Raw genomic sequence first — 24624 nt, 5'->3', positions numbered from 1 at the left:
ATTAATGCTGACAATGGCGGCAAAAAAACGTGCTGCGCTGCCCATGTTTAGCAATTTCAATCACATTCCCACAGCGACGGCATAACTCCCCCGCCCGCCCATATACCTGCAATTCCTGTGCAAAATAACCCGGCTTACCATCCGACTGTAAAAAATCGCGTAACGTCGTACCACCCTGCTCAATAGAATGCAATAACACCGCTTTTATCGTGCCCACCAGCAGTGCAGTTTCAACTTGAGTTAGTGAACCCGCGGCACGGTCAGGTAAAATCCCCGCAACGAACAAAGATTCGCTGGCGTAAATATTGCCAACCCCAACCACTACTTTGTTATCCATCAGCCACTGTTTAATGACAGTGCGTTTATTACGTGACTTATCAAACAGATATTCAGGAGTAAACTCATCACTCAGTGGCTCAGGCCCTAAATGTGCAAGTACGCTACTGGTTTCAAGATCTTTCGCCCACAACCAGGCACCAAAGCGGCGTGGGTCGGTATAGCGCAGTATTTTGCCATTACTGATCACCAAATCGACGTGATCATGTTTTTCCGCTGCAGTTTCTTCAGACAAAATACGTAGGCTACCCGACATCCCAAGATGCACGATAATCCAGCCGGTTTTCAGTTCTATCAATAGGTATTTAGCCCGGCGCTGAACACTTAACACCGGCTGATCACTAAGCGCGAGGATTTCATCGGATACTGGCCAGCGCAAACGGGCATTCCTCACCACGGCATAAAGGATTGTCTGGCCGACAAGATAAGGTTCAATCCCACGTCGGCTGGTTTCAACTTCTGGTAATTCAGGCATGCAACCTCCCTAAACGTATCTCACTGGGCTTTATATAATAAAAAACCCGGCCGAGGCCGGGTTTTCTTAATCCACCAAAATTAAAATTACTTAATTTTAGCTTCTTTGTAGATCACGTGTTGACGGACAACTGGATCGAATTTCTTCAATTCCAATTTTTCCGGCTTAGTACGCTTGTTCTTCGTAGTGGTATAGAAGTGACCAGTACCAGCAGAAGAAACCAGCTTGATCTTCTCGCGAACACCTTTAGCCATGATTCAGTTCCTTAATACTTCTCACCGCGGGCACGAATTTCGGCCAAGACCGTTTCGATACCCTTCTTATCAATAACACGCATACCTTTAGCAGATACACGCAGAGTTACAAAGCGCTTCTCGCCCTCAACCCAAAAACGGTGAGAGTGAAGGTTCGGCAGAAAACGGCGTTTGGTCGCGTTCATTGCGTGGGAACGGTTGTTACCGCTCACCGGGCGCTTGCCAGTAACTTGGCAGACTCGGGACATGTCTATTCTCCAAAAATCAAATCAGCTCGAGCTTCGTATAGGATTTGGCCGCCTCGTCAGGCTTTAGAGCCCATCTCAGCAAATTCACTGAGAAGACTCACTGTCATCAGGTCAGAAACCCCTGTCACCAGGTTATAAACCTGCTGAGATAGGCTCTTCACGCCAAACCCAAGATTCTCAAAGGTGGCGTAGTATACGCTCTGAAGCGTAAGTGCTCAAGTCCCGAACAGCTAAAGATCCCGAAAGGATCAATTATTATTTCGCTAAAGCCATCCGCGTTCGGCAAATGAGACACATTCACCCCGTCCAACCACCAAATGATCGAGCACCCGAATATCCAATAATGAACAGGCTTTTATCACCTGCGTAGTCATCAAACGGTCGGCTTGGCTCGGTTCAGCCTTACCCGACGGGTGATTATGCGCCAGAATCAGCGCGGCGGCATTAACCTTCAGCGCTTCACGCACAATTTCCCTCGGATAGACCTCAACGCTGCTGATGGTACCAGTAAACATCTCCTCATGGCGAATAACACGATGCTGGTTATCTAAAAACATCACTAAAAAAATCTCTCGTTCACGCTGAGAAAGAATATTTTGTAGAAATTTTTGGGTGATATCGGCATTAAGCAGGACACTTTCCCGCATCAGATGAGATGAAAAACAACGGCACGCGAGTTCTGAGATAGCCTGAATCTGGCTAAATTTCGAAACACCAATCCCCTTTTTGGCACATAACGCCTGATAATCGGCAGAGACAAGCCCATGAAGTGAACCGAACTCATCTATCAGGTATTCAGCCATTCTCATTACATGCATGCCCGAGATACCCGTACGTAGAAAAATAGCGAGCAGCTCAGTATCCGTCAGCACAGCAGCGCCGTATTTCAATAATTTTTCTCTTGGGGCCATAGCCCCATACCATTCATCCATTCCCTGGCTCCTGTTTATCCCTAGACAGCCCGAGCAGCATGGCAGAAGGTTTTGTGGGCTGCGACACCACGGTTAACAGCATGCGTAGCGCCTCGCAAATTTGATGATTGATGGCATCGAGAGATGTCCCGATAGCAAATCTAGCCCGCGATTATGCTAAAATATCGCCTCTTACGGCTTTCATTTGGACAATCATGATGACGGGACTTTCCGGCAAACATATTGTGCTCGGGATTAGCGGGGGCATTGCCGCGTATAAATCTCCTGAGCTGGTACGCCGCTTGCGTGACAGGGGCGCAGAGGTACGCGTGGTGATGACCAACGCCGCCAAAGCATTCATTACGCCGCTGACGTTGCAGGCAGTCTCGGGTTATCCCGTCTCTGATGATTTACTCGATCCAGCTGCCGAAGCGGCGATGGGACATATTGAGCTGGGTAAATGGGCTGATTTAGTCATTATGGCCCCAGCAACCGCAGATTTACTGGCCAGAGTGGCTGCAGGTATGGCAAATGACTTACTGACCACGGTTTGTCTGGCAACCGCAGCACCTGTTGCAGCCGTCCCCGCCATGAATCAGCAGATGTACCGGGCCGCAGCCACTCAAGCAAACCTACAGACACTTGCCAATCGTGGAATGTTATTGTGGGGGCCAGACAGTGGTAGTCAGGCCTGTGGTGATGTAGGCCCAGGCAGAATGCTAGACCCACTGGAAATTGTCGCACTGGCACAGGATCATTTCTCTGCACAACAAGACCTGCAACATTTGAGTGTCATGATTACTGCGGGGCCGACGCGTGAGGCACTTGATCCAGTGCGCTTTATCAGTAATCAAAGTTCGGGCAAGATGGGCTTCGCTATTGCTCAAGCCGCTGCCACCAGAGGGGCAAAAGTGACTCTGGTGGCCGGGCCAGTAGCGCTCCCAACCCCCACAGGAGTGAATCGTATTGATGTTGTCAGCGCGCTTGAGATGCAACAGACAGTTCAAAACTTAGCCGCCCAGCAGAATATTTTTATTTCTTGCGCAGCAGTAGCGGATTACCGCGCCGAGCAAGTTTCTGACGAGAAAATAAAAAAACAGGGCGATGAAATTACCCTTAAGTTGGTGAAAAACCCGGATATTGTCGCCGGGGTTGCTGCAATGGTTAAAAAGCGTCCATTTGTTGTTGGATTTGCTGCCGAAACCCAGAATGTGGAAGAATACGCGCGACAAAAACTGGCGCGGAAGAATCTGGACCTTATTTGCGCTAATGATGTATCGCTCGCAGAGCATGGTTTTAATAGTGATACTAATGCTTTGCACCTTTTTTGGCCGACTGGCGAGAAACGTTTACCGCTTTGTGATAAGCAACTCCTCAGTCAGTATTTAATAGACGAGATTGTCAGCCGTTATGATGAAAAAAATCGACATTAAAATTCTGGACCCACGTGTTGGCAATGAATTTCCCTTACCAACTTATGCAACAGAAGGCTCTGCTGGCCTGGATTTACGCGCCTGTCTAAGTGACGCCGTGGATTTACAGCCAGGGCAAACAACCTTGTTACCTACGGGCTTGGCGATACATATCGGCGATAGCGCACTGGCTGCGGTTATTTTGCCGCGATCAGGGCTTGGGCATAAGCATGGGGTAGTATTAGGTAATCTGGTCGGGCTGATTGACTCTGATTATCAAGGTCAGTTGATGGTCTCAGTTTGGAACCGTGGTCAACAACCTTTCACTATCGAGCCAGGCGAACGTATTGCACAAATGGTGTTTGTTCCTGTTGTACAAGCAGAATTCAATCTGGTTGAAGATTTTGATCTTAGTGAACGTGGTACCGGTGGTTTTGGTCATTCTGGGCGCCAATAACCTACCCTAGACCTCGATACCGTAAAAAAGCTATCACATAAGCCGCCGGGGCCTAACCTCAGTGTGGCCGGTATTTGGGTTTCTGTTATTAAGTCATTTTTAGCAAGGGTCTACTCGGACATGGCAGAAAAAGAAAATACGAAAAGGAATAGGCGCGAGGAAATTTTGCAGGCTTTAGCGCAAATGCTGGAATCCAGCGATGGCAGCCAACGCATTACTACCGCCAAACTCGCCGCAAATGTGGGGGTTTCGGAAGCCGCGCTTTATCGGCATTTCCCCAGCAAAACGCGGATGTTTGATAGCCTGATCGAGTTTATTGAAGACAGTCTGATGTCCCGCATTAATTTAATTCTGCAGGATGAAAAAGAGACGTTTAATCGCCTCCGGCTGATCCTGCTGCTGGTATTAGGGTTTGCAGAACGCAATCCAGGGCTAACTCGCATCATGACTGGGCATGCATTGATGTTCGAACAAGACCGCTTGCAAGGGCGGATTAACCAGTTATTTGAACGAATCGAAGTGCAGCTGCGCCAGGTTCTACGCGAGAAAAAACTGCGTGATGGGCAAGGTTTTATCCATGATGAAGCCCTGCTAGCAACACAGTTACTGGCATTTTGTGAAGGGATGCTCTCACGCTTTGTTCGTTCAGAATTCCGTTACCGACCAACACAAGAGTTTGATGCCCGCTGGCCACTGATTGTGGCTCAATTGCAGTAAGCCACAACTCATTGTAATAGCTATATAAAAAGGGCCATAAGGCCCTTTTTTGTATTCTTGATTTAGAAAATACTAAACACCGTATTGTTCACGATACTGGCGTACCGCAGCTAAATGGTCAGCCATTTCAGGTTTCTCTGCCAGATAACTGATAACATCTTGCAGGGTCACAATAGAAATCACTTGGCAGTGATAATCGCGCTCAACTTCCTGAATCGCAGAAATCTCACCACGGCCACGTTCTTGGCGATCTAATGAAATCATCACGCCAGCCAGAGTCGCGCCCTGTGCATTGATAATTTCCATTGATTCACGAATTGCAGTGCCAGCCGTTATAACATCATCCACTAGCATGACTCGGCCCTGTAATGGGCTTCCGACCAAACTACCGCCCTCGCCGTGGTCTTTCGCTTCTTTGCGGTTAAAGCAGTAAGGCACATCGCGCGCATGATGTTCTGCCAATGCAACAGCAGTGGTGGTCGCAATCGGGATGCCTTTATAAGCAGGCCCGAACAAGAGATCAAACTCCACGCCACAATCCATCAATGCCGCAGCATAAAAGCGCCCGAGTTTTGCCAGATCAAGCCCGGTATTAAACAACCCTGCATTAAAGAAATAGGGGCTAATCCGCCCTGACTTTAGGGTAAATTCGCCGAACTTCAACACCTGCTTGTTAAGCGCAAACTCGATAAACTCGCGCTGATAGGCTTTCATTGGTACTTCTCCTTTCCAGATTGTGATCGCTTTCGTTAATCACTGGGTTTATTAATTTGTTCCACCACAAACCTGATTCACTACCGCTATACCGGTATGACTCCTTGATAAGCGGGCAAAAAAAAGGCGACTAGCAAGTCGCCTAAATCAATTATTGTTCTAACGCCGCCTTCTGCGCCTGGAAGATAGTTTCTATCCCTCCCCGGGCCAAATCCAACAACGCCAGTAACTCTTCATGGCTGAACGGCTCACCTTCAGCGGTGCCTTGCACCTCAATCATCCGACCATCTTCCATCATAACCACATTCATATCCGTTTCTGCCGCAGAATCTTCTACATATTCCAGGTCGCAAAGGGCTTCACCTTTAACGATACCAACAGAAACCGCGGCCACCAGCCCTTTCATTGGGTTCGCCTTCAATTTGCCGCTGGCCACCAATTTGTTCAGTGCATCAGCCAATGCCACACAAGCGCCACTGATTGAGGCAGTACGGGTGCCACCATCAGCCTGCAAGACATCGCAGTCTAAAGTGATGGTGAATTCACCCAGCTTCTTCAAATCCACCGCGGCACGTAAAGAGCGAGCAATCAGGCGTTGAATTTCTAAAGTGCGGCCACCTTGTTTACCTTTTGCAGCTTCGCGCGCATTACGGCTGTGGGTAGAACGCGGCAACATGCCATATTCAGCGGTTATCCAGCCCTGGCCTTGGCCTTTTAAAAAACGCGGAACACCCTCTTCAACCGTGGCGGTGCACAATACTTTGGTATCGCCAAACTCAACCAACACGGAACCTTCAGCGTGTTTCGTGTAATTACGGGTCAGGGTCAATGGGCGGACTTGTTGTGCTGCTCGGTCTGCTGGACGCATGGGCTTTCTCCGGCTTTAAATCGATATTGGTCGCGCATTATACGGCCTTAGTGATGTAAAGCCTATCCTGCCTGCGCCTCGGAGGCTATAATCCCTGCATCTTTTCTTTAAAACGGGTACGCAACAATGATCCGCAGCATGACCGCCTACGCCCGGCGTGACATTAAGGGTGAATGGGGTAGCGCAGCCTGGGAGCTGCGTTCCGTTAACCAACGTTACTTAGAAACTTATATTCGCTTACCAGAACAGTTCCGCAGTCTGGAGCCCGTCATCCGTGAACGTATTCGCGGCCGTTTAACGCGTGGCAAGATTGAGTGTAACTTGCGTTTCGAACTGGATACCAGCACACAAAGTTCTTTGATCCTTAATGAAAAACTGGCAAAACAGTTAGTTGAAGCTGGCAACTGGGTCAAAATGCAAAGTGACGAAGGTGAAATCAATCCGGTCGATATCTTGCGCTGGCCGGGAGTAATGGCCGCTGAAGAACAAGATTTGGACGCTATCAGTACCGAGCTGATGCAGGCACTGGATATTGTGCTAGATGACTTTATCATTTCGCGCGAAACTGAGGGCGCTGCTCTGAAAGCCCTTATTGAACAGCGACTTGACGGCGTTAGTGCAGAAGTGGTTAAAGTCCGGGCGCATATGCCAAACATCTTGCAGTGGCAACGTGAGCGGTTGCTGAGCAAGCTTGAAGAAGCACAGGTTCAGTTGGAAAATACTCGTCTGGAGCAGGAATTGGTGCTGATGGCGCAGCGTGTCGATGTGGCTGAAGAGCTGGATCGCCTGGAAGCGCACGTCAAAGAAACACACAATATTCTGAAGAAGAAAGAGGCCGTTGGTCGCCGTCTTGATTTCATGATGCAGGAATTTAACCGCGAGTCGAATACGCTGGCATCAAAATCTATCAATGCCGAGGTCACTAATTCTGCCATTGAGTTGAAAGTGCTTATCGAGCAGATGCGCGAACAGATTCAAAACATCGAGTAATGATATTTATTCATAAGTTTTACCCGGCCCCGGAGCAATCCGGGGTTTTATTACTCGGCATATGCCAAATGAATCAGTAGAAAAGCCCCCCTCCTGAACGAACCGTTGTTGCAAAACCGCACTTTATGAATATCTGCCTCGGTTAGAAACAAATACGTTTCTCTGACCGCTTTTTCTCAAATTTTAACGGCGATATTATTCCACACTCGTTATGCAGTACTAACCACAACATCAGGCCCCAAAAGACTGTGAATAACGCCATACATATAGTCAGCTAGGATAATGTATATACAGTTAACTGTAGTGGTAGATAACAATCCCTTAATAGATAAATATCTCCCGCTACACGCCCCGGTAAACTGTTTCCCACCTTTTCTTTACTACTTTAGGAATTTACCTAAATGAGCATAACAATATAAAAATAGTGCATTTTATTTTTTTCATGCTTAACTTTTATCACAGCCAGAGAGCAGATAGCGCATTTAAAATGATTATCGCGACTATCTACGATCTGGTATGAATAAATTACACATATACTTTATTGGTTGGGTACTCGCTGTAAAGTCATGCTCCAGAAGTCAGGATGACTATCATGACTGGGAAAGCTAGAAATAGGATCAGCTCATTTTCTGGCTAAGGTAAGTAAAAAATACATATACACTTTTAGGGGATCGCATATGTTCGAAAATCAAGACACGTCGATCCTTAATACCTACTTTGGTACTAATAGCCCCTTTTGGCGGCTTGCTTTTGATAGCCAAGCTTTGGAGTTGTCTGCAATTAAAGAGACAACAAATATTGCACTTCCCCTCAATTCTGTTCAAACAAGGAAAATTCGGGGCTTAACCGGTATTACTGCCAGTTTAGATATTGAAGTTGAGATTTACGGTCATCCCCTTCATTTACACCTTGTCGGCCGAAAAATTAATGACAAAGAGTGGGGTGGCACAGCCTCAGCCTATGCTGATACGGAATCTGTCGCTCGTGATTTAGTCATGGGCCTTTCTTTTGCAGAACAAGTCGTTTCTGAAGCTAACTCAGTTATTGTTATTCTTGATAAAGATGGCTGCGTACAACGTTTTAACCACCTTAGCGAAGAATATACTGGCAAGAAAGAGCAGGATGTTATTGGCAAAAATGTCTACGACTTGTTTATGACAGCCAAGGAAGGGGCATCATCACGGAAAAATATTGAGGGATTTTTTCAGCGCGGCGCATCTTATGAAGTTGAGCGTTGGGTAAATACCGTCAAGGGGAAGCGTCTCTTTTTATTCCGCAATAAATTCGTTCGTAGCGGCAGTGGAAAAAACGAGCGCTATCTTATCTGTTCCGGTACAGATATTACCAAGGAGCGACGCGCCCAAGAGCGCCTTAGGATTTTAGCCAATACCGATATGATTACTGGTTTACCTAACCGCCATGCAATTCATGAACGTATTAACAGTGCAATCCAAACCCGTGGTGAGACTTCTGTGGGGGTTATTTATCTCGATCTCGATAACTTCAAAAAAGTGAATGACCATTATGGTCATATGTTTGGTGACCGATTACTAAAAGATGTCTCACTCGCTATTTTAAGTTGTTTGAGTGATAACGAAATGCTTGCCCGGCTAGGTGGAGATGAGTTTATTATTCTCGTCGAAAACGCCACCATGGATTTACTTGAAACCACTACACAACGAATTCTCAACCGCATGAAATTGCCGTTTAGAGTTGGATTAATTGAGGTATATACCGGCTGTTCAATTGGTCTTGCGCTATGTCCAGAACATGGTGACACACTGGAAAATATTATACGTAGTGCAGATACAGCCATGTACACAGCGAAAGAACATGGAAAACAAACCTATTCCATCTTCTCGCAACAGATGAATAAAAAAGTATCAGAATATGTTTGGCTCGATACCAATTTACGTAAAGGTCTAGAGCAGTATCAATTACAAGTCTTTTACCAACCCAAAATATCCACCAAAACAGGAAAAGTACACAGTGTCGAAGCCCTCGTCAGATGGCTATCACCGGAACGAGGTTTAATTGCCCCCCTAGAGTTTATCTCATATGCAGAAGAATCTGGGCTTATCAGGCCTTTGGGTAGATGGGTACTGCAAACATCAATGCAACAAGCCGTGGATTGGAAAAAACGTGGCATTAATCTGCGTATTGCAGTAAATGTTTCTGCTCGGCAATTGATTGATGAAGCTATCGTCACTAGTTTTATTGAATCCCTTGAAGCCAGTGAACTGGCTTCAAGTCTGGTGGATGTCGAATTAACTGAGAGTTGCTTAATTGATAATGAAGATGCCGCGATTAATATAATAAAGCAACTACGGCACTTAGGTGCTCAAGTTCATTTAGATGATTTTGGTACGGGCTATTCTTCACTTTCCCAGTTAGCGCGTATCCCCATTGATGCCATTAAACTGGATCAAAGTTTTGTTCGCCATATTGATATTAATCCTATTTCACAATCCTTGGTGCGAGCCATTATTGTTGTCGCCGAGGCACTTAACATGCGGGTGATTGCTGAGGGAGTAGAAACTAAAGAGGAGGAAGAATTCCTGGACTCTATTGGCATTGATGAAAAACAAGGGTTTCTTTACGCCAAGCCAATGCCCGCAGATGAACTGGAGCATTGGCTGGTAACACAACATCCTTACCTTTTACTCGATTAGGTGCAAAAAACTATATTGCCTTTGGTATTCCTGAAGTATGCCGGTCTTGCAACATAACCAACCGTTCAATATAAGTGATATCTTTCGGCTCAATAGAAAATGCAGAATCAACCCAATCTTCTGTAATATCCATTAACTCTGAACGTGTTAATTGTAAAACACGCTGCCGAACTCGAATCATTGCCCTCATACCATTAAGCTTAGGTCTGATCGTGTCTATAAATGTCCGTGTCGCGAGATAAGCATCCCCAGGTTGAAATAACTTATCGACTAAACCACGGCTCTCATACCATTCAGCAGCATGAGATTCACCAGTCCAAATCAGTTGTTCCGCCACCCTCATACCTGCTTTTCTGGCAACCAGTGAATACCCGCCCATGCCAGGAAATAAATTAAATGCAATCTCTGGAAACCCCATTCTGGCGGTAGTTTGTGCCAACACAAAATGATGAGCTAATGCCGCTTCAAATCCCCCCCCTAATGCACTGCCTTCAATCATTGCAATAGAAATAGCGCCAGTATCAAACCCACGAGAAGCCGCATGCACACAATCAACACAAGCTCGAGCATATGCCATCAGCGCTTCCCGTTTATGATTTCTGATTGTTTGAGCGAAAAAGTTTAAATCCCCTCCGACATTAAACATATTGGGGACGACTGAGCCCGTGACCCAAAAATCTATAGGTAATTTTGACTCTTTAGCGGCTTGCGCCAAGGTCATAATATTTTCGATTAGCTCCAGGTTAAAACAAGGGCGAGGATGAGCATGCAGTAACATCCATAAAGTATTGCGCCCCTCTTCGTAATAAGCCGATATTTGAGAGAGATGACCGGCTTCAGTAAAAGAGCGGCAGCTAGGCAAATTAATCATATTCATATTCCATCCAATAAGTGAGTTAAACACAAGTCGTGCTATCGCCTAATCCTTCTTGAGGAAGTGCTACATTTGCCTTGATTACGGCAACTTAAGCTGGCAGATAAATAGTGAGTCACCCAATGGATAAATGATGAATAAAGCAGGAAAAATTTAAACGACCAGTATGTTTAAAGCGTAATTAAAGGCTTTGTAGAATATACATTTTCAAGGGGGTAGAATTTCAGATGAAAAAAATCTTCCGATATGGATAAAATGCTGGCTGAATTTTATCCCTGACGGATTTCTTATGCTGCAGATTCTGCACTTTCTTTTGGCATTGATTGCTATTGCAGCCTTGGCTTTACTGGCGAGCCATGACCGTAAAAACATCAAACTTCGTTATATTCTTCAGTTACTGATTATAGAGATTGCACTAGCTTATTTCTTTTTACACGCGGACAGTGGATTAGGTGCCATTAAATATTTTGCTGGATTACTCGAATCCTTGATGAAATTTGCCTCAATAGGCACCAGTTTTGTTTTTGGTGAGATGAATGAACAAGGCTTGGCATTTATATTTCTGAACGTTCTTTGCCCAATCATTTTCGTTTCTGCATTGATTGGTATTTTACAGCATTTCCGTATATTACCTCTCATTATACGGGTTATCGGTACTCTGCTATCTAAAGTAAATGGCATGGGAAAACTAGAATCTTTTAATGCAGTAAGTACATTAATCTTGGGGCAATCAGAGAATTTTATTGCGTACAAAGGCATCATAGCTGATATATCTCCACGCAGAATGTACACCATGGCCGCCACAGCAATGTCGACAGTCTCCATGTCAATTGTCAGTGCTTATATGACCATGCTCGAGCCAAAGTTTGTGGTAACAGCACTGATACTGAATATGTTTAGTACTTTTATTGTACTTTCGATTATTAACCCTTATCCCGTCACAGAAGAACCTGAATTAAAGCTACATAAACTTCATGAAGATCAAAGTTTTTTTGAAATGCTCGGAGAATATATTCTGGCTGGGTTTAAAATTGCGATGATTATAGCTGCAATGTTAATCGGGTTTATTGCAATAATTTCAGCTATTAATGCTTTATTTAGTACTTTATTCCACATCAGTTTTCAAGAGGTGCTGGGATATTTATTTTATCCACTGGCTTTACTAATTGGCATACCTGCTCAAGATGCTCTGCATGCAGGAAGTATTATGGCAACCAAACTAGTAGCAAATGAGTTTGTAGCTATGATCGAGTTGAAAAAAGTTGCAGCTGAAATGTCTCCGCGAGGTTTGGGTATTCTTTCTGTATTTTTAGTCTCTTTCGCTAATTTTGCTTCAATCGGGATTGTAGCGGGTGCTATTAAAGGGTTGAATGAACAACAGGGCAATGTGGTTTCACGATTCGGATTAAAATTGGTATATGGTTCAACTTTAGTCAGTTTGCTTTCAGCCACTATTGCCGGGGTTGCTTTATAAGAAAGTACGGTTCAACTGCATAAAATCAATGATATAACTGGCCTTTTCACCTCTTATGAGAGAAATAAAAGGCCAAAACTAAAGCTCAATATTTGCCTTTAGAAATCAACACATATAGGAACATCCACTCGCATAATAGACTCTTGCGCAAACTGCTGTTTATAACGGGAGCGCAAAGTTTCAATGGCAGTTTCTTTTTCATTTTTGTGAATAAGTATCAAAATCTTACTATTTTCTTTGGCTATATTTCCATCATTTCCTAGCCACTGCCCTTTAGCATCAATTACTGTCAGGCCATCTTTAAAACGGCTGGTCACATCATTATTAACAAAAGACTGCCATTCAGTGGATGAAATAACGGAGCCATGAGGTCGGTTCGAGCCAAAATAGAGCGTTGTTTGTGTCATCAGTTCACCTTTAACACAGTGGGGAGCTGGAACCTTTACCGTTGCTGTATTTACCGGGTTTGCTCTATCAATACAACCGCTTAGTGATATTCCGATGGCAGCCATACTCGTGAAGAGCCAGGCTCGGTATTGGAACGAATTAAGACACATATCCATAATCCCACTGAAACAAAAGATAAAATAGAGATAAAAACTACCATTCGATAAGTCACTCTGCAATCAGGCGGAATAGTGCTCAAGTCTAGCTTTAGGACTCTAACATCATCTTGACGATCGATTTTTCCATAGAATTATTAATGATTAATAAATCTATTTTTCATTTTTTATTAATTGATATCAATTAAATAATTAATACTAAGATTAGATAAAATAATCTGAAATGTACGACTTAGAAAATCTCAGTCGCGACAGCCTAGTTTAATGACTACTCTGCGGCCCTCGCAGCCCTTAAGAAATTAAATTCAATATGCTACTCAGTGTTCTTTATATTATTGGTATCACAGCTGAAGCCATGACCGGAGCTCTGGCTGCGGGACGCCGTCAGATGGATATGTTCGGCGTTATTATCATTGCATCCGCAACTGCCATCGGTGGCGGTTCGGTCAGAGATATGCTGTTAGGCCACTATCCACTTGGTTGGGTTAAGCATCCTGAATATATTGTTATTGTCGCCGTTGCTGCAATCGTCACAACGTGGATGGCTCCATTAATGAAGCATTTACGCCATTTATTTTTAGTGCTTGATGCTATTGGGCTCATTGTATTTTCCATTATTGGCGCACAAATAGCTCTCGACATGGGCCATAGCACTATCATTGCAGCTATCGCCGCAGTGATTACCGGTGTCTTTGGCGGTGTCCTACGCGATATGTTCTGTAACTGTATCCCATTGGTATTTCAGAAAGAAATTTATGCTGGCATCTCATTTGCTGCCGCATGGATATATATTGCACTGCAGTACACACCGCTATCTCATAACTGGGTTGTTATCATTACACTTGTCACTGGGCTAAGTGCTCGATTGCTAGCATTGAGATTTCGATTGGGTCTACCAGTATTCAAATATGAGCATTCTGAACATTAAGTTAAATAAGGGGACTACTCTTCCGGCCGAAACCCTGCAATTCCCTGCAGTGACAAGAAATCAACCATAGCCTGTACTTCCGGATGATGTAAGAAATGATTAATTTGGTTTGCACGTATCGGCCCAACACCCGATATTAATCGCCACTCGGCACTACTCTTTTGCTGTAAAGAGCGCCATGGAGAATCAACAGATATTGCTAACGGGAATCCCAAAGCCTGCAGCCATTTAGAAAAAGGTTGCTGTCTGGTGCGTTGAAATTGCTGATAAATCTTTTCTGCCCGTCCCTGCCCAATACCAGGAACCGCCGCAATTTGCTCAACAGACAGTGAGAGCCAACCGACTAAATCATTAATAAGCCCATAATGGACAAGATCTCGCCACAAACCGCTCCCTACTCCCTGCATGTCGAGGCCGTTGGCCCCACTAAGCCACACTAGGCGAGATAAAAACTGGGGTTCACACTCAACCGGTAAGCGGCTGAAGCAGCTTAGATGATGAAACGTACCCACAGCGGGCGGGGTAAATTTATGCCGCTGACTCACTCGCCAAATAACCTCATCTAGCCGTGGAATACCCTGACCAGCTAATGTGATAATGACTTGGTCACCGGGTATGATATTCCATTTTTTCCAACGGGAAACAGACCCAATATTCACTCTGCGGATCCATTTATCATCAATCTTTACCGGGGTAACCTGTAAAATAGTAGTGATTTTCCCGGTACGCCCAACCGTGAAATGGATATCTTTAATTTCAGTGAGCTGCTGCGGTGGCCGATATTTCCACGCTACAGACCAGTTTCCCGGCATTGCCTGCCAATACCGCCCTGCGGGTTCTTCCTCTTGGCGGATAACAACACCATCCGTCACAAAAGGCAGCGGTGTTTGAAACCAAAGTTTTCGCCAGTAAATAACATCGCTAGCTGCAGTAACTGGCTTACTGTAGTAAGCAGTCAAAGGAAAACCCATTTCTTGTAATAGCCTGGTTTTCTCAACCATATCTTTTGGCCCATCTGGCCATGCCCAAATGAAAATACCCAACTTGGTTAGCAGTGGAGATGTAGATTTGCGCATCAGGGCACCTGCAACGGATGCTCTGGCACTAACACCTCCTGATTTTGCTTGTTGGTGGCCCTCCATTTGTAGGAATAATTCTCCTTGCAGAGTTAACAAAGGCGGGGCAGTGGCAATATATTGAGGAATAGCAGAAATAAGTGGCGCTTTATCCGTCCAATTTTGGCCTTTCACACCATTACCTCGGCTTAACACTTGGGTCAATTTTCCGGTCTGATACACCAGAGTGACCGCCACACCGTCTATTTTGGGTTGCACCCATAGATTTTTCCGCCTTGATATCCAATCAATAAGTGCAGTTTCATCTTTAAGTTTTTTTAATCCAGTGTGGGCAATAGGATGAGGTGTCTTTCCGTTACCCGGTATCAGTGTGTTATTCGTTTTATCGGGTAAGCCATGGCATGATCGCCATCCATGTAATTTATCCTGCAATTGGTCGTAAATATCATCTGAAAGCGGGCTAATACCTTGCTGGTGATAAGCTACATCCCACTGACGTAGCTGCTTTTCCAATAGATTAATTTCGCCCGACATTCTTTCTTCTGGCCATTCAGGGCAAATAGGCCCCGCGTTAGCATTCCAATTGATAAAACCGACAATCAGCAAGCTTAGTATTTTCAATTTTTTGCACATTCATCAGTCCCCCCGTTGATGGCTGGCAGTAAAACCTGAAAATGCTCATCCGTCGAAGGTGAAAAAATTTAAATGCGCACATGGTCCAACAATACTTTTGCACTTGCTGCAACAAGCTGAAATTACGCAATGCTCCCCGCAAAATCATAAAAACGTGCTGTTTATGGACGAAACATTGAGGTGAAATGCGTTGTAACGCTGCATCACACTTAGCAGCCGTGTATACTGTGCGGAGATTCACACTTCTGCTTTCTATAAATCAACCTAATCAACTGAAACGTCATCATGGTTCAAGGCACGCTATACATAGTTTCCGCACCCAGTGGGGCAGGGAAATCAAGCCTGATTCAGGCTTTGTTAAAAACACAACCTTTGTACGACACGCAGGTTTCTATTTCTCATACCACGCGCGCTAAACGTCCAGGGGAGAATCACGGCGAGCATTACTTCTTTGTTTCTAAGGAAGAGTTTTGCCAAATGATTGATGACGATGCTTTTCTTGAGCATGCCAAAGTCTTTGAAAATTACTATGGCACCTCACGTCTGGCAATTGAGCAGGTTCTTGCAACTGGTGTCGATGTGTTTTTAGACATCGATTGGCAAGGCGCGCAGCAAATTCGCGCAAAAATGCCCACCGCGCGCAGTATTTTTATTTTGCCGCCATCCAAAGAAGAATTGGATCGCCGTTTACGCGGCCGCGGGCAAGATAGCGAAGAGGTTATTGCAAAGCGAATGGCGCAAGCTGTCGCTGAAATGGCTCATTACGCTGAATATGATTATTTAATCGTGAATGATGATTTCAATCTGGCATTGTCTGATCTGAAAACCATTATTCGTGCTGAACGACTGCGTTTAGGCCGCCAGAAACAGCGGCATGACGCTTTAATCACCAAATTATTGGCAGACTGAACAGAGTTTCAGTATCATGCCCAGTCATTTCGTCACCTGTGGAGTAGCAGAATTATGGCACGCGTAACTGTTCAAGACGCTGTAGAGAAAATTGGTAACCGTTTTGACCTGGTGTTGGTCGCTGCTCGTCGGGCACGTCAAATCCAGTCCGGCGGTAAAGACGCACTGGTTCCAGAAGAAAACGATAAAGTGACTGTGATCGCGCTGCGCGAAATCGAAGAAGGCCTGATTACTAATCAGATTCTCGATGTGCGTGAACGCCAAGAACAGCAAGAGCAGGAAGCCGCAGAGATTCAAGCGGTAACCGCGATTGCTGAAGGTCGTCGTTAATTAGACAGCGAGTCTGCCTTGTACCTGTTTGAAAGCCTGAATCTGCTGATTCAACGTTACCTGCCAGAGGAGCAGATTAAGCGCCTCAAACAGGCATATCTTGTTGCGCGTGATGCTCACGAGGGTCAGACACGCTCCAGCGGTGAGCCCTATATCACTCACCCGGTAGCTGTGGCCTGTATTCTCGCGGAGATGCGGCTCGATTACGAAACCTTAATGGCGGCGCTGTTACATGACGTCATTGAAGATACACCTGCCACATATCAAGATATGGAGCAGTTGTTCGGGAAAAGCGTAGCCGAGTTGGTCGAGGGTGTTTCTAAACTCGATAAATTAAACTTCCGCGATAAAAAAGAAGCTCAGGCGGAAAACTTCCGCAAGATGATCATGGCGATGGTGCAAGATATCCGCGTCATTTTGATCAAACTGGCTGACCGCACCCATAACATGCGAACACTGGGCTCCTTACGCCCGGATAAACGTCGCCGCATTGCCCGCGAAACCCTTGAAATATATAGCCCACTTGCCCACCGGCTAGGGATTCATCATTTAAAAACCGAGCTGGAAGAGCTAGGTTTTGAAGCGCTCTACCCCAATCGCTACCGCGTCATTAAAGAAGTGGTGAAAGCCGCGCGCGGTAACCGCAAAGAGATGATTCAGAAAATCTTGGCGGAAATTGAAGGGCGCCTGACAGAAGCAGGCATACCTTGCCGTGTCAGTGGTCGAGAAAAGCATCTTTATTCTATCTATTGCAAGATGAACCTGAAAGAGCAGCGTTTTCACTCCATCATGGACATCTATGCTTTTCGGGTTATCGTTAAAGAAGTCGATACATGCTATCGCGTGTTGGGGCAAGCTCACAGCCTGTATAAACCCCGCCCAGGCCGCGTAAAAGACTATATTGCCATCCCTAAGGCTAACGGCTATCAATCGTTGCATACCTCATTAATCGGCCCTCATGGGGTTCCGGTCGAGGTGCAAATCCGTACTGAAGATATGGATCAGATGGCCGAAATGGGGGTTGCCGCACACTGGGCTTATAAAGAGCAAGGTGAATCCGGCACCACCGCACAGATCCGCGCCCAGCGCTGGATGCAAAGCTTGCTGGAATTACAGCAAAGTGCGGGTAGCTCATTTGAATTTATTGAAAGTGTAAAATCTGATTTATTCCCTGATGAGATTTACGTTTTCACCCCGGAGGGGCGGATTGTTGAATTACCTGCCGGCGCAACACCGGTCGATTTTGCTTATGCCGTGCATACCGATATTGGCCATGCCTGCGTAGGTGCTCGAGTTGACCGCCAGCCCTATCCGCTTTCTCAGTCACTGAGTAGTGGCCAAACTGTTGAAATAATTACTGCTCCAGGTGCACGGCCAAATGCCGCTTGGCTGAATTTTGTTGTCAGCTCGAAAGCGCGTGCCAAAATTCGCCAATTACTGAAAAACCTTAAACGTGATGAATCGGTCAGCCTTGGCCGTCGGTTATTGAATCATGCATTAGGTAATGGTCGAAAACTATCTGATATTTCTGAAGAAAATATCAAGCATGAACTGGATCGCATGAAGCTGGCTACGCTGGATGATTTGCTCGCAGAGATTGGCCTGGGTAATGCCATGAGTGTGGTGGTGGCTAAAAACTTGTTGGGTGACCCCTCCACGCTAGCAACTTCTGGCACCCGTAATCTATCAATTAAAGGTGCTGATGGCGTCCTGATTACCTTTGCCAAGTGCTGCCGTCCGATTCCGGGTGATCCAATCATTGCCCATATCAGCCCGGGCAAAGGTTTGGTTATCCATCACGAATCTTGCCGTAATATCCGTGGCTACCAAAAAGAGCCAGAGAAGTTTATGGCCGTTGAATGGGATCAAGAGACTGAGCAAGAGTTTATTGCCGAAATTAAGGTCGATATGTTCAACCAGCAAGGTGCTTTGGCAAATCTGACCGCAGCAATTAATGCGGCCGAATCTAATATTCAGAGCCTGAATACTGAAGAAAAAGATGGCCGGGTATACAGCGCCTTTATTCGCCTGACTACTCGTGACCGAGTCCATCTGGCTAACATTATGCGTAAAATTCGTATCATGCCGGATGTGGTCAAAGTCAGCCGTAACCGTAATTAACGCCTATGAATCCTCAACGCTATGCGCGGATTTGTGAAATGCTTGCGACCAGGCAGCCGGACCTAACTGTCTGTCTGGAGCAAGTTCATAAGCCTCATAATGTCTCTGCGATTATTCGTACTGCTGATGCCGTCGGTATTCATCAAATTCATGCCATTTGGCCTACCCCTGAAATGTACATGCGGCTCGCCGCCGCTGCCGGTAGCAATAGTTGGGTTCAGGTAAAGACACACCCCCATATTACCGATGCCATTACGCATCTGAAATCGCAAGGTATGCAAATACTCGCGACTCATCTGTCTGATAAGGCAGTTGATTTTCGTGAAGTCGACTATACCCGCCCAACCTGTATTTTAATGGGGCAAGAAAAAACCGGCATATCGGAAGCAGCCTTGGCCATGGCTGATAAAGACATCATTATTCCGATGATCGGGATGGTGCAATCCTTGAATGTTTCAGTCGCCTCCGCACTCATTTTATATGAAGCACAGCGCCAGCGGCAGAATGCTGGGATGTATCAGCGAGTACAAAGTGTTTTGTCTGAAAATGAGCAACAGCGGCTATTATTTGAAGGCGGCTACCCCGTGCTGGCGCAAGTAGCTAAACGTAAAGGGCTTTCTCGGCCTCATATTGATGATCAAGGCCAGGTTATTGCTGATGCACAATGGTGGTCTGCCATGCAATCCACGGAGTCTTAGATGAAAGGCCGTCTACTGGATGCCGTACCCCTCAGTACCCTTTCCGGTGTCGGCGCAAGTCAGGCTGGGAAACTGGCGAAAATGGGTCTGGAGACAATTCAAGATCTGCTGCTCCACCTGCCATTACGTTACGAAGACCGCACCCAGCTATACCGAATTGGCGATCTATTACCCGGCATTGCGGTCACGGTTGAAGGTGAAGTTCTTCGGTCAGATATTAGTTTTGGCCGTCGCCGTATGATGACTTGTCAAATCAGCGATGGCAGCGGTGTCCTCACGCTGCGCTTTTTCAACTTCAATGCCGCGATGAAAAACAGCTTGTCTCCGGGCAAGCATGTGATTGCCTATGGCGAAGCTAAGCGAGGCAATACTGGCCCCGAAATCATTCACCCGGAATATCGAGTGCATGGAGAAAATATTGGTGTTGAATTACAAGAGTCACTGACACCCGTTTATCCCACAACGGAAGGCATTCGGCAGGCAACCCTACGCAAGCTCATCGATCAAGCTCTGGCAATGTTAGACGGCAGTGTTATTGCCGAATTGCTGCCGATTGAGTTAAGTCGCTCACTGATCAGCCTGCCAGAAGCTATTCATACACTGCATCGCCCACCAGCAGACATTCAACTCGCCGATTTAGAACAGGGCAAACACCCAGCACAGCGACGGCTGATTATGGAAGAGCTACTGGCCCATAATCTCAGCATGTTGGCGGTCAGGGCCGGAGCACAAAGCTATCGGGCGCTCGCTCTGTTGCCCGAAGAACAGCTTAAACAGCGCTTTCTTGCGGCACTGCCCTTCACGCCAACCCGCGCTCAACAACGGGTAGTGGCAGAAATCGAGCAAGATATGACCCACAATTTCCCCATGATGCGGTTGATTCAAGGGGATGTGGGTTCCGGCAAAACCTTGGTGGCCGCACTGGCGGCACTGCGCGCGATTGCCCATGGTAAACAGGTCGCGCTGATGGCCCCGACTGAATTATTGGCCGAGCAACATGCCAGTACTTTCCGTCAATGGCTGGAACCATTAGGTTTGGAAGTCGGTTGGCTGGCCGGAAAACAGAAAGGCAAAGCACGCCAGGCACAGCAAGAAGCTGTCGCCAGTGGTCGAGTATCAATGGTCGTTGGTACTCACGCCATGTTTCAGGAGCAAGTGCAATTTTCTGGGCTGGCACTGGTTATTATTGATGAACAGCATCGTTTCGGTGTTCACCAGCGGCTCGCATTATGGGAAAAGGGCGAGGAGCAAGGTTTCCATCCGCACCAGTTGATCATGACCGCGACTCCCATCCCCCGAACTTTGGCCATGACGGCCTATGCTGACCTTGATACCTCAGTGATTGATGAATTACCGCCAGGAAGAACGCCGGTGACGACGGTAGCTATTCCTGATACCCGCCGCAGTGATGTTATTCAGCGGGTCAAAAATGCCTGTCTGGAAGAGGGGCGGCAAGCTTATTGGGTCTGCACCTTGATTGAAGAATCTGAGCTGTTAGAGGCCCAAGCGGCCGAAGTAACCTGTGAAGAGCTGAGAGCTTTGCTGCCGGAAATCAAAGTCGGCTTGGTTCATGGCCGGATGAAAGGGCCGGAAAAACAGTCGGTTATGCAGGCTTTCAAACAAGGTGAATTGCAATTGTTGGTGGCCACTACGGTGATTGAAGTTGGGGTTGATGTTCCCAATGCCAGTTTGATGATAATTGATAATCCTGAGCGATTAGGCTTAGCGCAACTGCATCAATTACGCGGCCGCGTTGGCCGTGGTGCCGTCGCGTCACATTGTGTGCTGCTCTATAAAACCCCCCTCAGCAAAACAGCGCAAATGCGTTTGCAAGTGCTGCGTGACAGCAATGACGGCTTTGTTATTGCTCAGCGGGATTTAGAAATACGTGGGCCCGGTGAACTCTTGGGAACACGCCAAACCGGCAGTGCCGAGTTTAAAGTGGCGGATTTACTGCGCGACCAAGCCATGATTCCAGAAGTACAGCGCGTCGCTCGCCATCTGCATCAGCAATATCCCGAGCACGCTCGGGCATTGATCGAGCGCTGGCTACCAGAACGCGCGCGCTACACTAATGCTTAATCAATAAGGGGCGGATATCGCCGCCCCAAAAACCATTACCCCACGACTGCGGGGAAAATTGGTAGTAATAAGTACAGCTTGATGACGATCACATTGACGATATCAATAAAGAATGCCCCGACCATCGGCACCACCAAGAAGGCTAAATGTGATGGGCCGAAACGATCAGTAATGGCCTGCATATTGGCAATCGCGGTCGGCGTCGCGCCTAAACCGAAGCCACAATGCCCCGCCGCCAAGACTGCCGCATCATAGTTTTTGCCCATCAACCGATAAGTGACGAAAATAGCGTACAGCGCCATCGCCAGGGCCTGTACTGATAGAATCACCAGCATCGGCAAGGCCAGTGAAGCCAACTCCCACAGTTTTAGACTCATCAGCGCCATTGCCAAAAACAGTGACAAACTGACATTTCCCAGCACGGAGACGGCGCGGTCAAAAACTTTATAAAAACCAATTGCCGACAATGTGTTACTGAGAATAACCCCGATGAATAACACACAAACAAAAGTTGGCAATTCAAACATAGTGCCTTGCAACCAACCCGCAACGACTTGGCCCGCCATCAGGCAAATAGCGATCATAGCAATGGTTTCGACCAATACTAATGAGGTTATCATGCGGCCAGCAGAAGGTTTTTCAAACGCAGACGGCACTTCGCTGTCCTCTGGGGTGCCATTCGGTGTGGAAGAGTGTTTGACCAAATAGCGAGCAACCGGGCCACCAATCAGCCCCCCCAAAACCAGACCGAATGTCGCACATGCCATGGCAACTTCCGTCGCATTTTCAAAGCCATAGCGTTCAATGAACACTTTACTCCATGCAGCACCTGTACCGTGCCCACCTGATAGCGTAATTGAGCCCGCCAATAAGCCCATTAGCGGATCCAACCCCATCAGTTTCGCGAGGGCGATACCTATCGCGTTTTGCATCAGTAGCAAGCCGACAACCACAAAGACAAACACACTGAGGGCCTTGCCACCCGCCCGTAAACTGGCCAAGTTGGCATTCAGACCAATAGTTGCGAAGAATGCCATCATCAAAGGGTCTTTTAAAGACATATCAAAGATGATTTCCCAACCAAGGGTCTTTTGCATCAGCAGCATAAGAAAAGCCACCAACAACCCACCGGCAACCGGTTCAGGAATAGTGTACTTTTTCAGAAAAGGGACAGTTTGTACGAGTTTTCGGCCTAACAATAAAACCAGACAGGCCGCGACTAGCGTGCCATAGGTATCGAGATGAAACATCTTGGTACTCCATGCGATTGAAATATATAATAAAAATATGACGTTAGACAGTTCCTTAATAAACGCCAAAGCAGTAAGAGGGGTGATTAGAAAAAAAAATGTCTCTAATTACAAGTTTAGTAAAAGAAAAACATGCAGCCGTACCAGACAGAAATATTTAAAAAAATGCAGCGCAACCGATTGCTTTTGTGAAGCGGATCATTAAAATGCCCTCTTTGCCGATCCGGGAATGCCACGCCATGTCTACGCAATCCGCCGAACTTGATGCGCCACAGCAAGTCACAACTCGCCCCAGTGAATTAATTTATCGTTTAGAAGATCGCCCGCCACTCACCCAAACTCTGTTTGCTGCATGCCAACACTTATTGGCTATGTTTGTCGCGGTGATAACACCCGGGCTGCTGATTTGTCAGGCGCTGGGGCTGCCAGCGGAAGATACCCAGCGTATTATTAGCATGTCACTGTTTGCCTCCGGCCTCGCATCTCTCCTGCAAATCAAAACCTGGGGGCCGGTTGGCTCGGGTCTGTTATCCATTCAGGGCACCAGTTTCAACTTCGTTTCTCCGCTGATTATGGGCGGATTGGCATTGAAAAATGGTGGAGCAGATATCCCAACCATGATGGCGGCCTTGTTCGGAACTTTGATGGTCGCGTCCTGCACTGAAATTATACTTTCCCGTTTCTTACATCTGGCGCGCCGCATTATCACCCCACTGGTATCCGGTATTGTGGTGATGATTATCGGCCTGTCATTGATTCAAGTTGGGCTGACATCTATTGGTGGCGGTTATGGCGCAATGAGCGACCATACTTTTGGCTCACCTAAAAATCTCTTATTGGCCGGCGCTGTGTTGTTGGTGATTATTTTACTCAACCGCCAACGGAACCCATATTTGCGCGTCGCCTCACTGGTTATCGCCATGGCAGTCGGTTATCTGCTGGCCTGGGCACTGGGAATGCTGCCAGAAAGCCGTCCGGTGGTAGATACCGCGCTGATTACCATCCCCACGCCGCTGTACTATGGTTTATCTTTTGACTGGAACCTGCTGGTGCCGCTAATGCTTATCTTTATGGTGACCTCACTTGAGACCATTGGCGATATCACCGCAACCTCCGATGTTTCAGAACAACCCGTTCATGGCCCGTTATATATGAAACGCCTGAAAGGTGGGGTGCTGGCAAATGGTTTGAACTCCATGCTATCAGCGGTGTTTAACACTTTCCCTAACTCCTGCTTTGGTCAGAATAATGGCGTCATTCAATTGACCGGTGTTGCCAGCCGCTATGTCGGTTTTGTTGTCGCGCTGATGCTGATTGCGCTGGGCTTGTTCCCTGCAGTCGCTGGATTTGTACAACATATTCCAGAACCGGTGCTGGGGGGGGCAACTCTGGTGATGTTCGGGACGATTGCCGCTTCTGGTGTGCGTATCGTGTCACGCGAAACCCTTAACCGCCGCGCAATTATGATTATGGCTTTATCATTGGCAGTCGGTATGGGTGTCGCGCAGCAGCCATTGATTCTGCAATTTGCACCTGACTGGGTGAAAACCCTGCTTTCTTCCGGGATAGCGGCGGGCGGTATTACTGCCATCGTGCTTAACTTACTCTTCCCACAAGAAAAATAATTTTTTC

At 46.7% G+C, this 24624-nt stretch carries 23 protein-coding genes; 13 read left to right on the top strand and 10 right to left on the bottom strand.

Features of this window, described 5'->3' with window-relative positions:
- Position 1: 1 nt before the first annotated feature.
- The 4 genes from mutM to radC form a co-directional block, all read right to left on the bottom strand.
- Positions 2-811: a bifunctional DNA-formamidopyrimidine glycosylase/DNA-(apurinic or apyrimidinic site) lyase gene (gene mutM / locus D5F51_RS00340; RefSeq protein ID WP_025380015.1), complete on the bottom strand. Its 810-nt coding sequence runs from the start codon at positions 809-811 to the stop codon at positions 2-4.
- An 86-nt stretch (positions 812-897) separates the two neighbouring features.
- Positions 898-1065 (bottom strand): 50S ribosomal protein L33, encoded by a 168-nt coding sequence (gene rpmG, locus D5F51_RS00335; protein ID WP_004392084.1) that lies wholly within the window; start codon positions 1063-1065, stop codon positions 898-900.
- 11 nt (positions 1066-1076) lie between these two features.
- On the bottom strand, positions 1077-1313 hold the full coding sequence (gene rpmB, locus D5F51_RS00330) for a 50S ribosomal protein L28 (protein WP_005164747.1): 237 nt from the start codon (positions 1311-1313) through the stop codon (positions 1077-1079).
- A 263-nt stretch (positions 1314-1576) separates the two neighbouring features.
- Positions 1577-2245, bottom strand: coding sequence for a RadC family protein (gene radC, locus D5F51_RS00320; protein ID WP_129195305.1), 669 nt, complete (start codon positions 2243-2245; stop codon positions 1577-1579).
- A gap of 194 nt (positions 2246-2439) precedes the next feature.
- Here radC and coaBC point away from each other — a divergent pair, with 194 nt between their 5' ends.
- From coaBC to slmA, 3 genes are all read left to right on the top strand, one after another.
- Positions 2440-3657: a bifunctional phosphopantothenoylcysteine decarboxylase/phosphopantothenate--cysteine ligase CoaBC gene (coaBC, locus tag D5F51_RS00315; RefSeq protein WP_162301655.1), complete on the top strand. Its 1218-nt coding sequence runs from the start codon at positions 2440-2442 to the stop codon at positions 3655-3657.
- A complete protein-coding gene (dut, locus tag D5F51_RS00310) occupies positions 3635-4093 on the top strand; it encodes a dUTP diphosphatase (protein ID WP_025380018.1) in 459 nt (152 codons plus the stop codon). Before coaBC ends, dut begins: the two co-directional genes overlap by 23 nt.
- A 120-nt stretch (positions 4094-4213) precedes the next feature.
- Complete coding sequence (slmA, locus tag D5F51_RS00305) at positions 4214-4810, top strand: nucleoid occlusion factor SlmA (protein ID WP_004714376.1); 597 nt, start codon at positions 4214-4216, stop codon at positions 4808-4810.
- A 72-nt stretch (positions 4811-4882) separates the two neighbouring features.
- Here slmA and pyrE read toward each other — a convergent pair whose 3' ends face one another.
- Entirely contained in the window at positions 4883-5524 is a 642-nt protein-coding gene (pyrE, locus tag D5F51_RS00300) for an orotate phosphoribosyltransferase (RefSeq protein ID WP_025380019.1), read from the bottom strand.
- Between the two features lie 151 nt (positions 5525-5675).
- Positions 5676-6392, bottom strand: a complete 717-nt coding sequence (rph, locus tag D5F51_RS00295) for a ribonuclease PH (protein ID WP_025380020.1) — start codon at positions 6390-6392, stop codon at positions 5676-5678.
- Between the two features lie 126 nt (positions 6393-6518).
- On the opposite strand from rph, the gene D5F51_RS00290 reads away from it, so the two are divergent.
- Both D5F51_RS00290 and pdeR read left to right on the top strand, forming a co-directional pair.
- Entirely contained in the window at positions 6519-7382 is an 864-nt protein-coding gene (locus D5F51_RS00290; protein ID WP_129195304.1) for a YicC/YloC family endoribonuclease, read from the top strand.
- A gap of 677 nt (positions 7383-8059) precedes the next feature.
- A complete protein-coding gene (pdeR, locus tag D5F51_RS00285) occupies positions 8060-10054 on the top strand; it encodes a cyclic di-GMP phosphodiesterase (protein WP_087768424.1) in 1995 nt (664 codons plus the stop codon).
- Between the two features lie 10 nt (positions 10055-10064).
- On the opposite strand, the gene D5F51_RS00280 is transcribed toward pdeR, so the two are convergent.
- Positions 10065-10931 carry a crotonase/enoyl-CoA hydratase family protein gene (locus tag D5F51_RS00280; RefSeq protein WP_162301817.1) on the bottom strand — a complete coding sequence of 289 codons (867 nt, stop codon included), beginning with the start codon at positions 10929-10931 and terminating at the stop codon, positions 10065-10067.
- A 286-nt stretch (positions 10932-11217) separates the two neighbouring features.
- Here D5F51_RS00280 and D5F51_RS00275 point away from each other — a divergent pair, with 286 nt between their 5' ends.
- Positions 11218-12402, top strand: a complete 1185-nt coding sequence (locus D5F51_RS00275; protein ID WP_129195302.1) for a NupC/NupG family nucleoside CNT transporter — start codon at positions 11218-11220, stop codon at positions 12400-12402.
- Positions 12403-12500: 98 nt separating this feature from the next.
- Here the strand turns inward: D5F51_RS00275 and D5F51_RS00270 are convergent, their stop codons facing one another.
- Positions 12501-12965: a DUF3574 domain-containing protein gene (locus tag D5F51_RS00270; protein WP_129195301.1), complete on the bottom strand. Its 465-nt coding sequence runs from the start codon at positions 12963-12965 to the stop codon at positions 12501-12503.
- A 310-nt stretch (positions 12966-13275) separates the two neighbouring features.
- Here D5F51_RS00270 and D5F51_RS00265 point away from each other — a divergent pair, with 310 nt between their 5' ends.
- Entirely contained in the window at positions 13276-13893 is a 618-nt protein-coding gene (locus D5F51_RS00265; RefSeq protein ID WP_005165881.1) for a trimeric intracellular cation channel family protein, read from the top strand.
- Between the two features lie 14 nt (positions 13894-13907).
- Here D5F51_RS00265 and ligB read toward each other — a convergent pair whose 3' ends face one another.
- Positions 13908-15602: an NAD-dependent DNA ligase LigB gene (gene ligB, locus D5F51_RS00260; RefSeq protein ID WP_129195300.1), complete on the bottom strand. Its 1695-nt coding sequence runs from the start codon at positions 15600-15602 to the stop codon at positions 13908-13910.
- Between the two features lie 285 nt (positions 15603-15887).
- On the opposite strand from ligB, the gene gmk reads away from it, so the two are divergent.
- From gmk to recG, 5 genes are read left to right on the top strand one after another with little or no spacing between them, the layout of a single operon-like run.
- A complete protein-coding gene (gene gmk, locus D5F51_RS00255) occupies positions 15888-16511 on the top strand; it encodes a guanylate kinase (RefSeq protein WP_025380037.1) in 624 nt (207 codons plus the stop codon).
- A gap of 54 nt (positions 16512-16565) precedes the next feature.
- Positions 16566-16841 carry a DNA-directed RNA polymerase subunit omega gene (rpoZ, locus tag D5F51_RS00250; RefSeq protein ID WP_004392061.1) on the top strand — a complete coding sequence of 92 codons (276 nt, stop codon included), beginning with the start codon at positions 16566-16568 and terminating at the stop codon, positions 16839-16841.
- Between the two features lie 18 nt (positions 16842-16859).
- Positions 16860-18962 (top strand): bifunctional GTP diphosphokinase/guanosine-3',5'-bis pyrophosphate 3'-pyrophosphohydrolase, encoded by a 2103-nt coding sequence (gene spoT / locus D5F51_RS00245; RefSeq protein ID WP_129195299.1) that lies wholly within the window; start codon positions 16860-16862, stop codon positions 18960-18962.
- Positions 18963-18967: 5 nt separating this feature from the next.
- Positions 18968-19660 (top strand): tRNA (guanosine(18)-2'-O)-methyltransferase TrmH, encoded by a 693-nt coding sequence (trmH, locus tag D5F51_RS00240; RefSeq protein ID WP_129195298.1) that lies wholly within the window; start codon positions 18968-18970, stop codon positions 19658-19660.
- Positions 19661-21742 carry an ATP-dependent DNA helicase RecG gene (recG, locus tag D5F51_RS00235; protein ID WP_129195297.1) on the top strand — a complete coding sequence of 694 codons (2082 nt, stop codon included), beginning with the start codon at positions 19661-19663 and terminating at the stop codon, positions 21740-21742.
- 35 nt (positions 21743-21777) lie between these two features.
- Here recG and gltS read toward each other — a convergent pair whose 3' ends face one another.
- The gene (gltS, locus tag D5F51_RS00230; protein ID WP_087769510.1) at positions 21778-22992 is read right to left on the bottom strand and encodes a sodium/glutamate symporter; all 1215 of its coding nucleotides are present in this window, start codon (positions 22990-22992) and stop codon (positions 21778-21780) included.
- A gap of 239 nt (positions 22993-23231) precedes the next feature.
- Here gltS and D5F51_RS00220 point away from each other — a divergent pair, with 239 nt between their 5' ends.
- Positions 23232-24617, top strand: a complete 1386-nt coding sequence (locus D5F51_RS00220; protein WP_129195295.1) for a nucleobase:cation symporter-2 family protein — start codon at positions 23232-23234, stop codon at positions 24615-24617.
- Positions 24618-24624: the final 7 nt, after the last annotated feature.

This window comes from Yersinia hibernica (assembly GCF_004124235.1).
Taxonomy (GTDB): domain Bacteria; phylum Pseudomonadota; class Gammaproteobacteria; order Enterobacterales; family Enterobacteriaceae; genus Yersinia; species Yersinia hibernica.
The sequence above is the reverse complement of the archived record's forward strand: the minus strand, read 5'-3'. Positions and strand labels throughout refer to the sequence as shown.

Excerpts from the sequence above, each read along its gene's own strand:
- ligB (WP_129195300.1), bottom strand. The coding sequence starts at position 15,602 with ATGTGCAAAAAATTGAAAATACTAAGCTTGCTGATTGTCGGTTTTATC.
- rpmB (WP_005164747.1), bottom strand. The coding sequence starts at position 1,313 with ATGTCCCGAGTCTGCCAAGTTACTGGCAAGCGCCCGGTGAGCGGTAAC.
- D5F51_RS00270 (WP_129195301.1), bottom strand. The coding sequence starts at position 12,965 with ATGGATATGTGTCTTAATTCGTTCCAATACCGAGCCTGGCTCTTCACG.
- D5F51_RS00290 (WP_129195304.1), top strand. The coding sequence starts at position 6,519 with ATGATCCGCAGCATGACCGCCTACGCCCGGCGTGACATTAAGGGTGAA.
- gltS (WP_087769510.1), bottom strand. The coding sequence starts at position 22,992 with ATGTTTCATCTCGATACCTATGGCACGCTAGTCGCGGCCTGTCTGGTT.
- pdeR (WP_087768424.1), top strand. The coding sequence starts at position 8,060 with ATGTTCGAAAATCAAGACACGTCGATCCTTAATACCTACTTTGGTACT.
- dut (WP_025380018.1), top strand. The coding sequence starts at position 3,635 with ATGATGAAAAAAATCGACATTAAAATTCTGGACCCACGTGTTGGCAAT.
- slmA (WP_004714376.1), top strand. The coding sequence starts at position 4,214 with ATGGCAGAAAAAGAAAATACGAAAAGGAATAGGCGCGAGGAAATTTTG.
- D5F51_RS00265 (WP_005165881.1), top strand. The coding sequence starts at position 13,276 with ATGCTACTCAGTGTTCTTTATATTATTGGTATCACAGCTGAAGCCATG.
- D5F51_RS00275 (WP_129195302.1), top strand. The coding sequence starts at position 11,218 with ATGCTGCAGATTCTGCACTTTCTTTTGGCATTGATTGCTATTGCAGCC.
- pyrE (WP_025380019.1), bottom strand. The coding sequence starts at position 5,524 with ATGAAAGCCTATCAGCGCGAGTTTATCGAGTTTGCGCTTAACAAGCAG.
- recG (WP_129195297.1), top strand. The coding sequence starts at position 19,661 with ATGAAAGGCCGTCTACTGGATGCCGTACCCCTCAGTACCCTTTCCGGT.
- gmk (WP_025380037.1), top strand. The coding sequence starts at position 15,888 with ATGGTTCAAGGCACGCTATACATAGTTTCCGCACCCAGTGGGGCAGGG.
- mutM (WP_025380015.1), bottom strand. The coding sequence starts at position 811 with ATGCCTGAATTACCAGAAGTTGAAACCAGCCGACGTGGGATTGAACCT.
- D5F51_RS00220 (WP_129195295.1), top strand. The coding sequence starts at position 23,232 with ATGTCTACGCAATCCGCCGAACTTGATGCGCCACAGCAAGTCACAACT.
- rpoZ (WP_004392061.1), top strand. The coding sequence starts at position 16,566 with ATGGCACGCGTAACTGTTCAAGACGCTGTAGAGAAAATTGGTAACCGT.
- coaBC (WP_162301655.1), top strand. The coding sequence starts at position 2,440 with ATGATGACGGGACTTTCCGGCAAACATATTGTGCTCGGGATTAGCGGG.
- D5F51_RS00280 (WP_162301817.1), bottom strand. The coding sequence starts at position 10,931 with ATGAATATGATTAATTTGCCTAGCTGCCGCTCTTTTACTGAAGCCGGT.
- rpmG (WP_004392084.1), bottom strand. The coding sequence starts at position 1,065 with ATGGCTAAAGGTGTTCGCGAGAAGATCAAGCTGGTTTCTTCTGCTGGT.
- radC (WP_129195305.1), bottom strand. The coding sequence starts at position 2,245 with ATGGATGAATGGTATGGGGCTATGGCCCCAAGAGAAAAATTATTGAAA.
- rph (WP_025380020.1), bottom strand. The coding sequence starts at position 6,392 with ATGCGTCCAGCAGACCGAGCAGCACAACAAGTCCGCCCATTGACCCTG.
- trmH (WP_129195298.1), top strand. The coding sequence starts at position 18,968 with ATGAATCCTCAACGCTATGCGCGGATTTGTGAAATGCTTGCGACCAGG.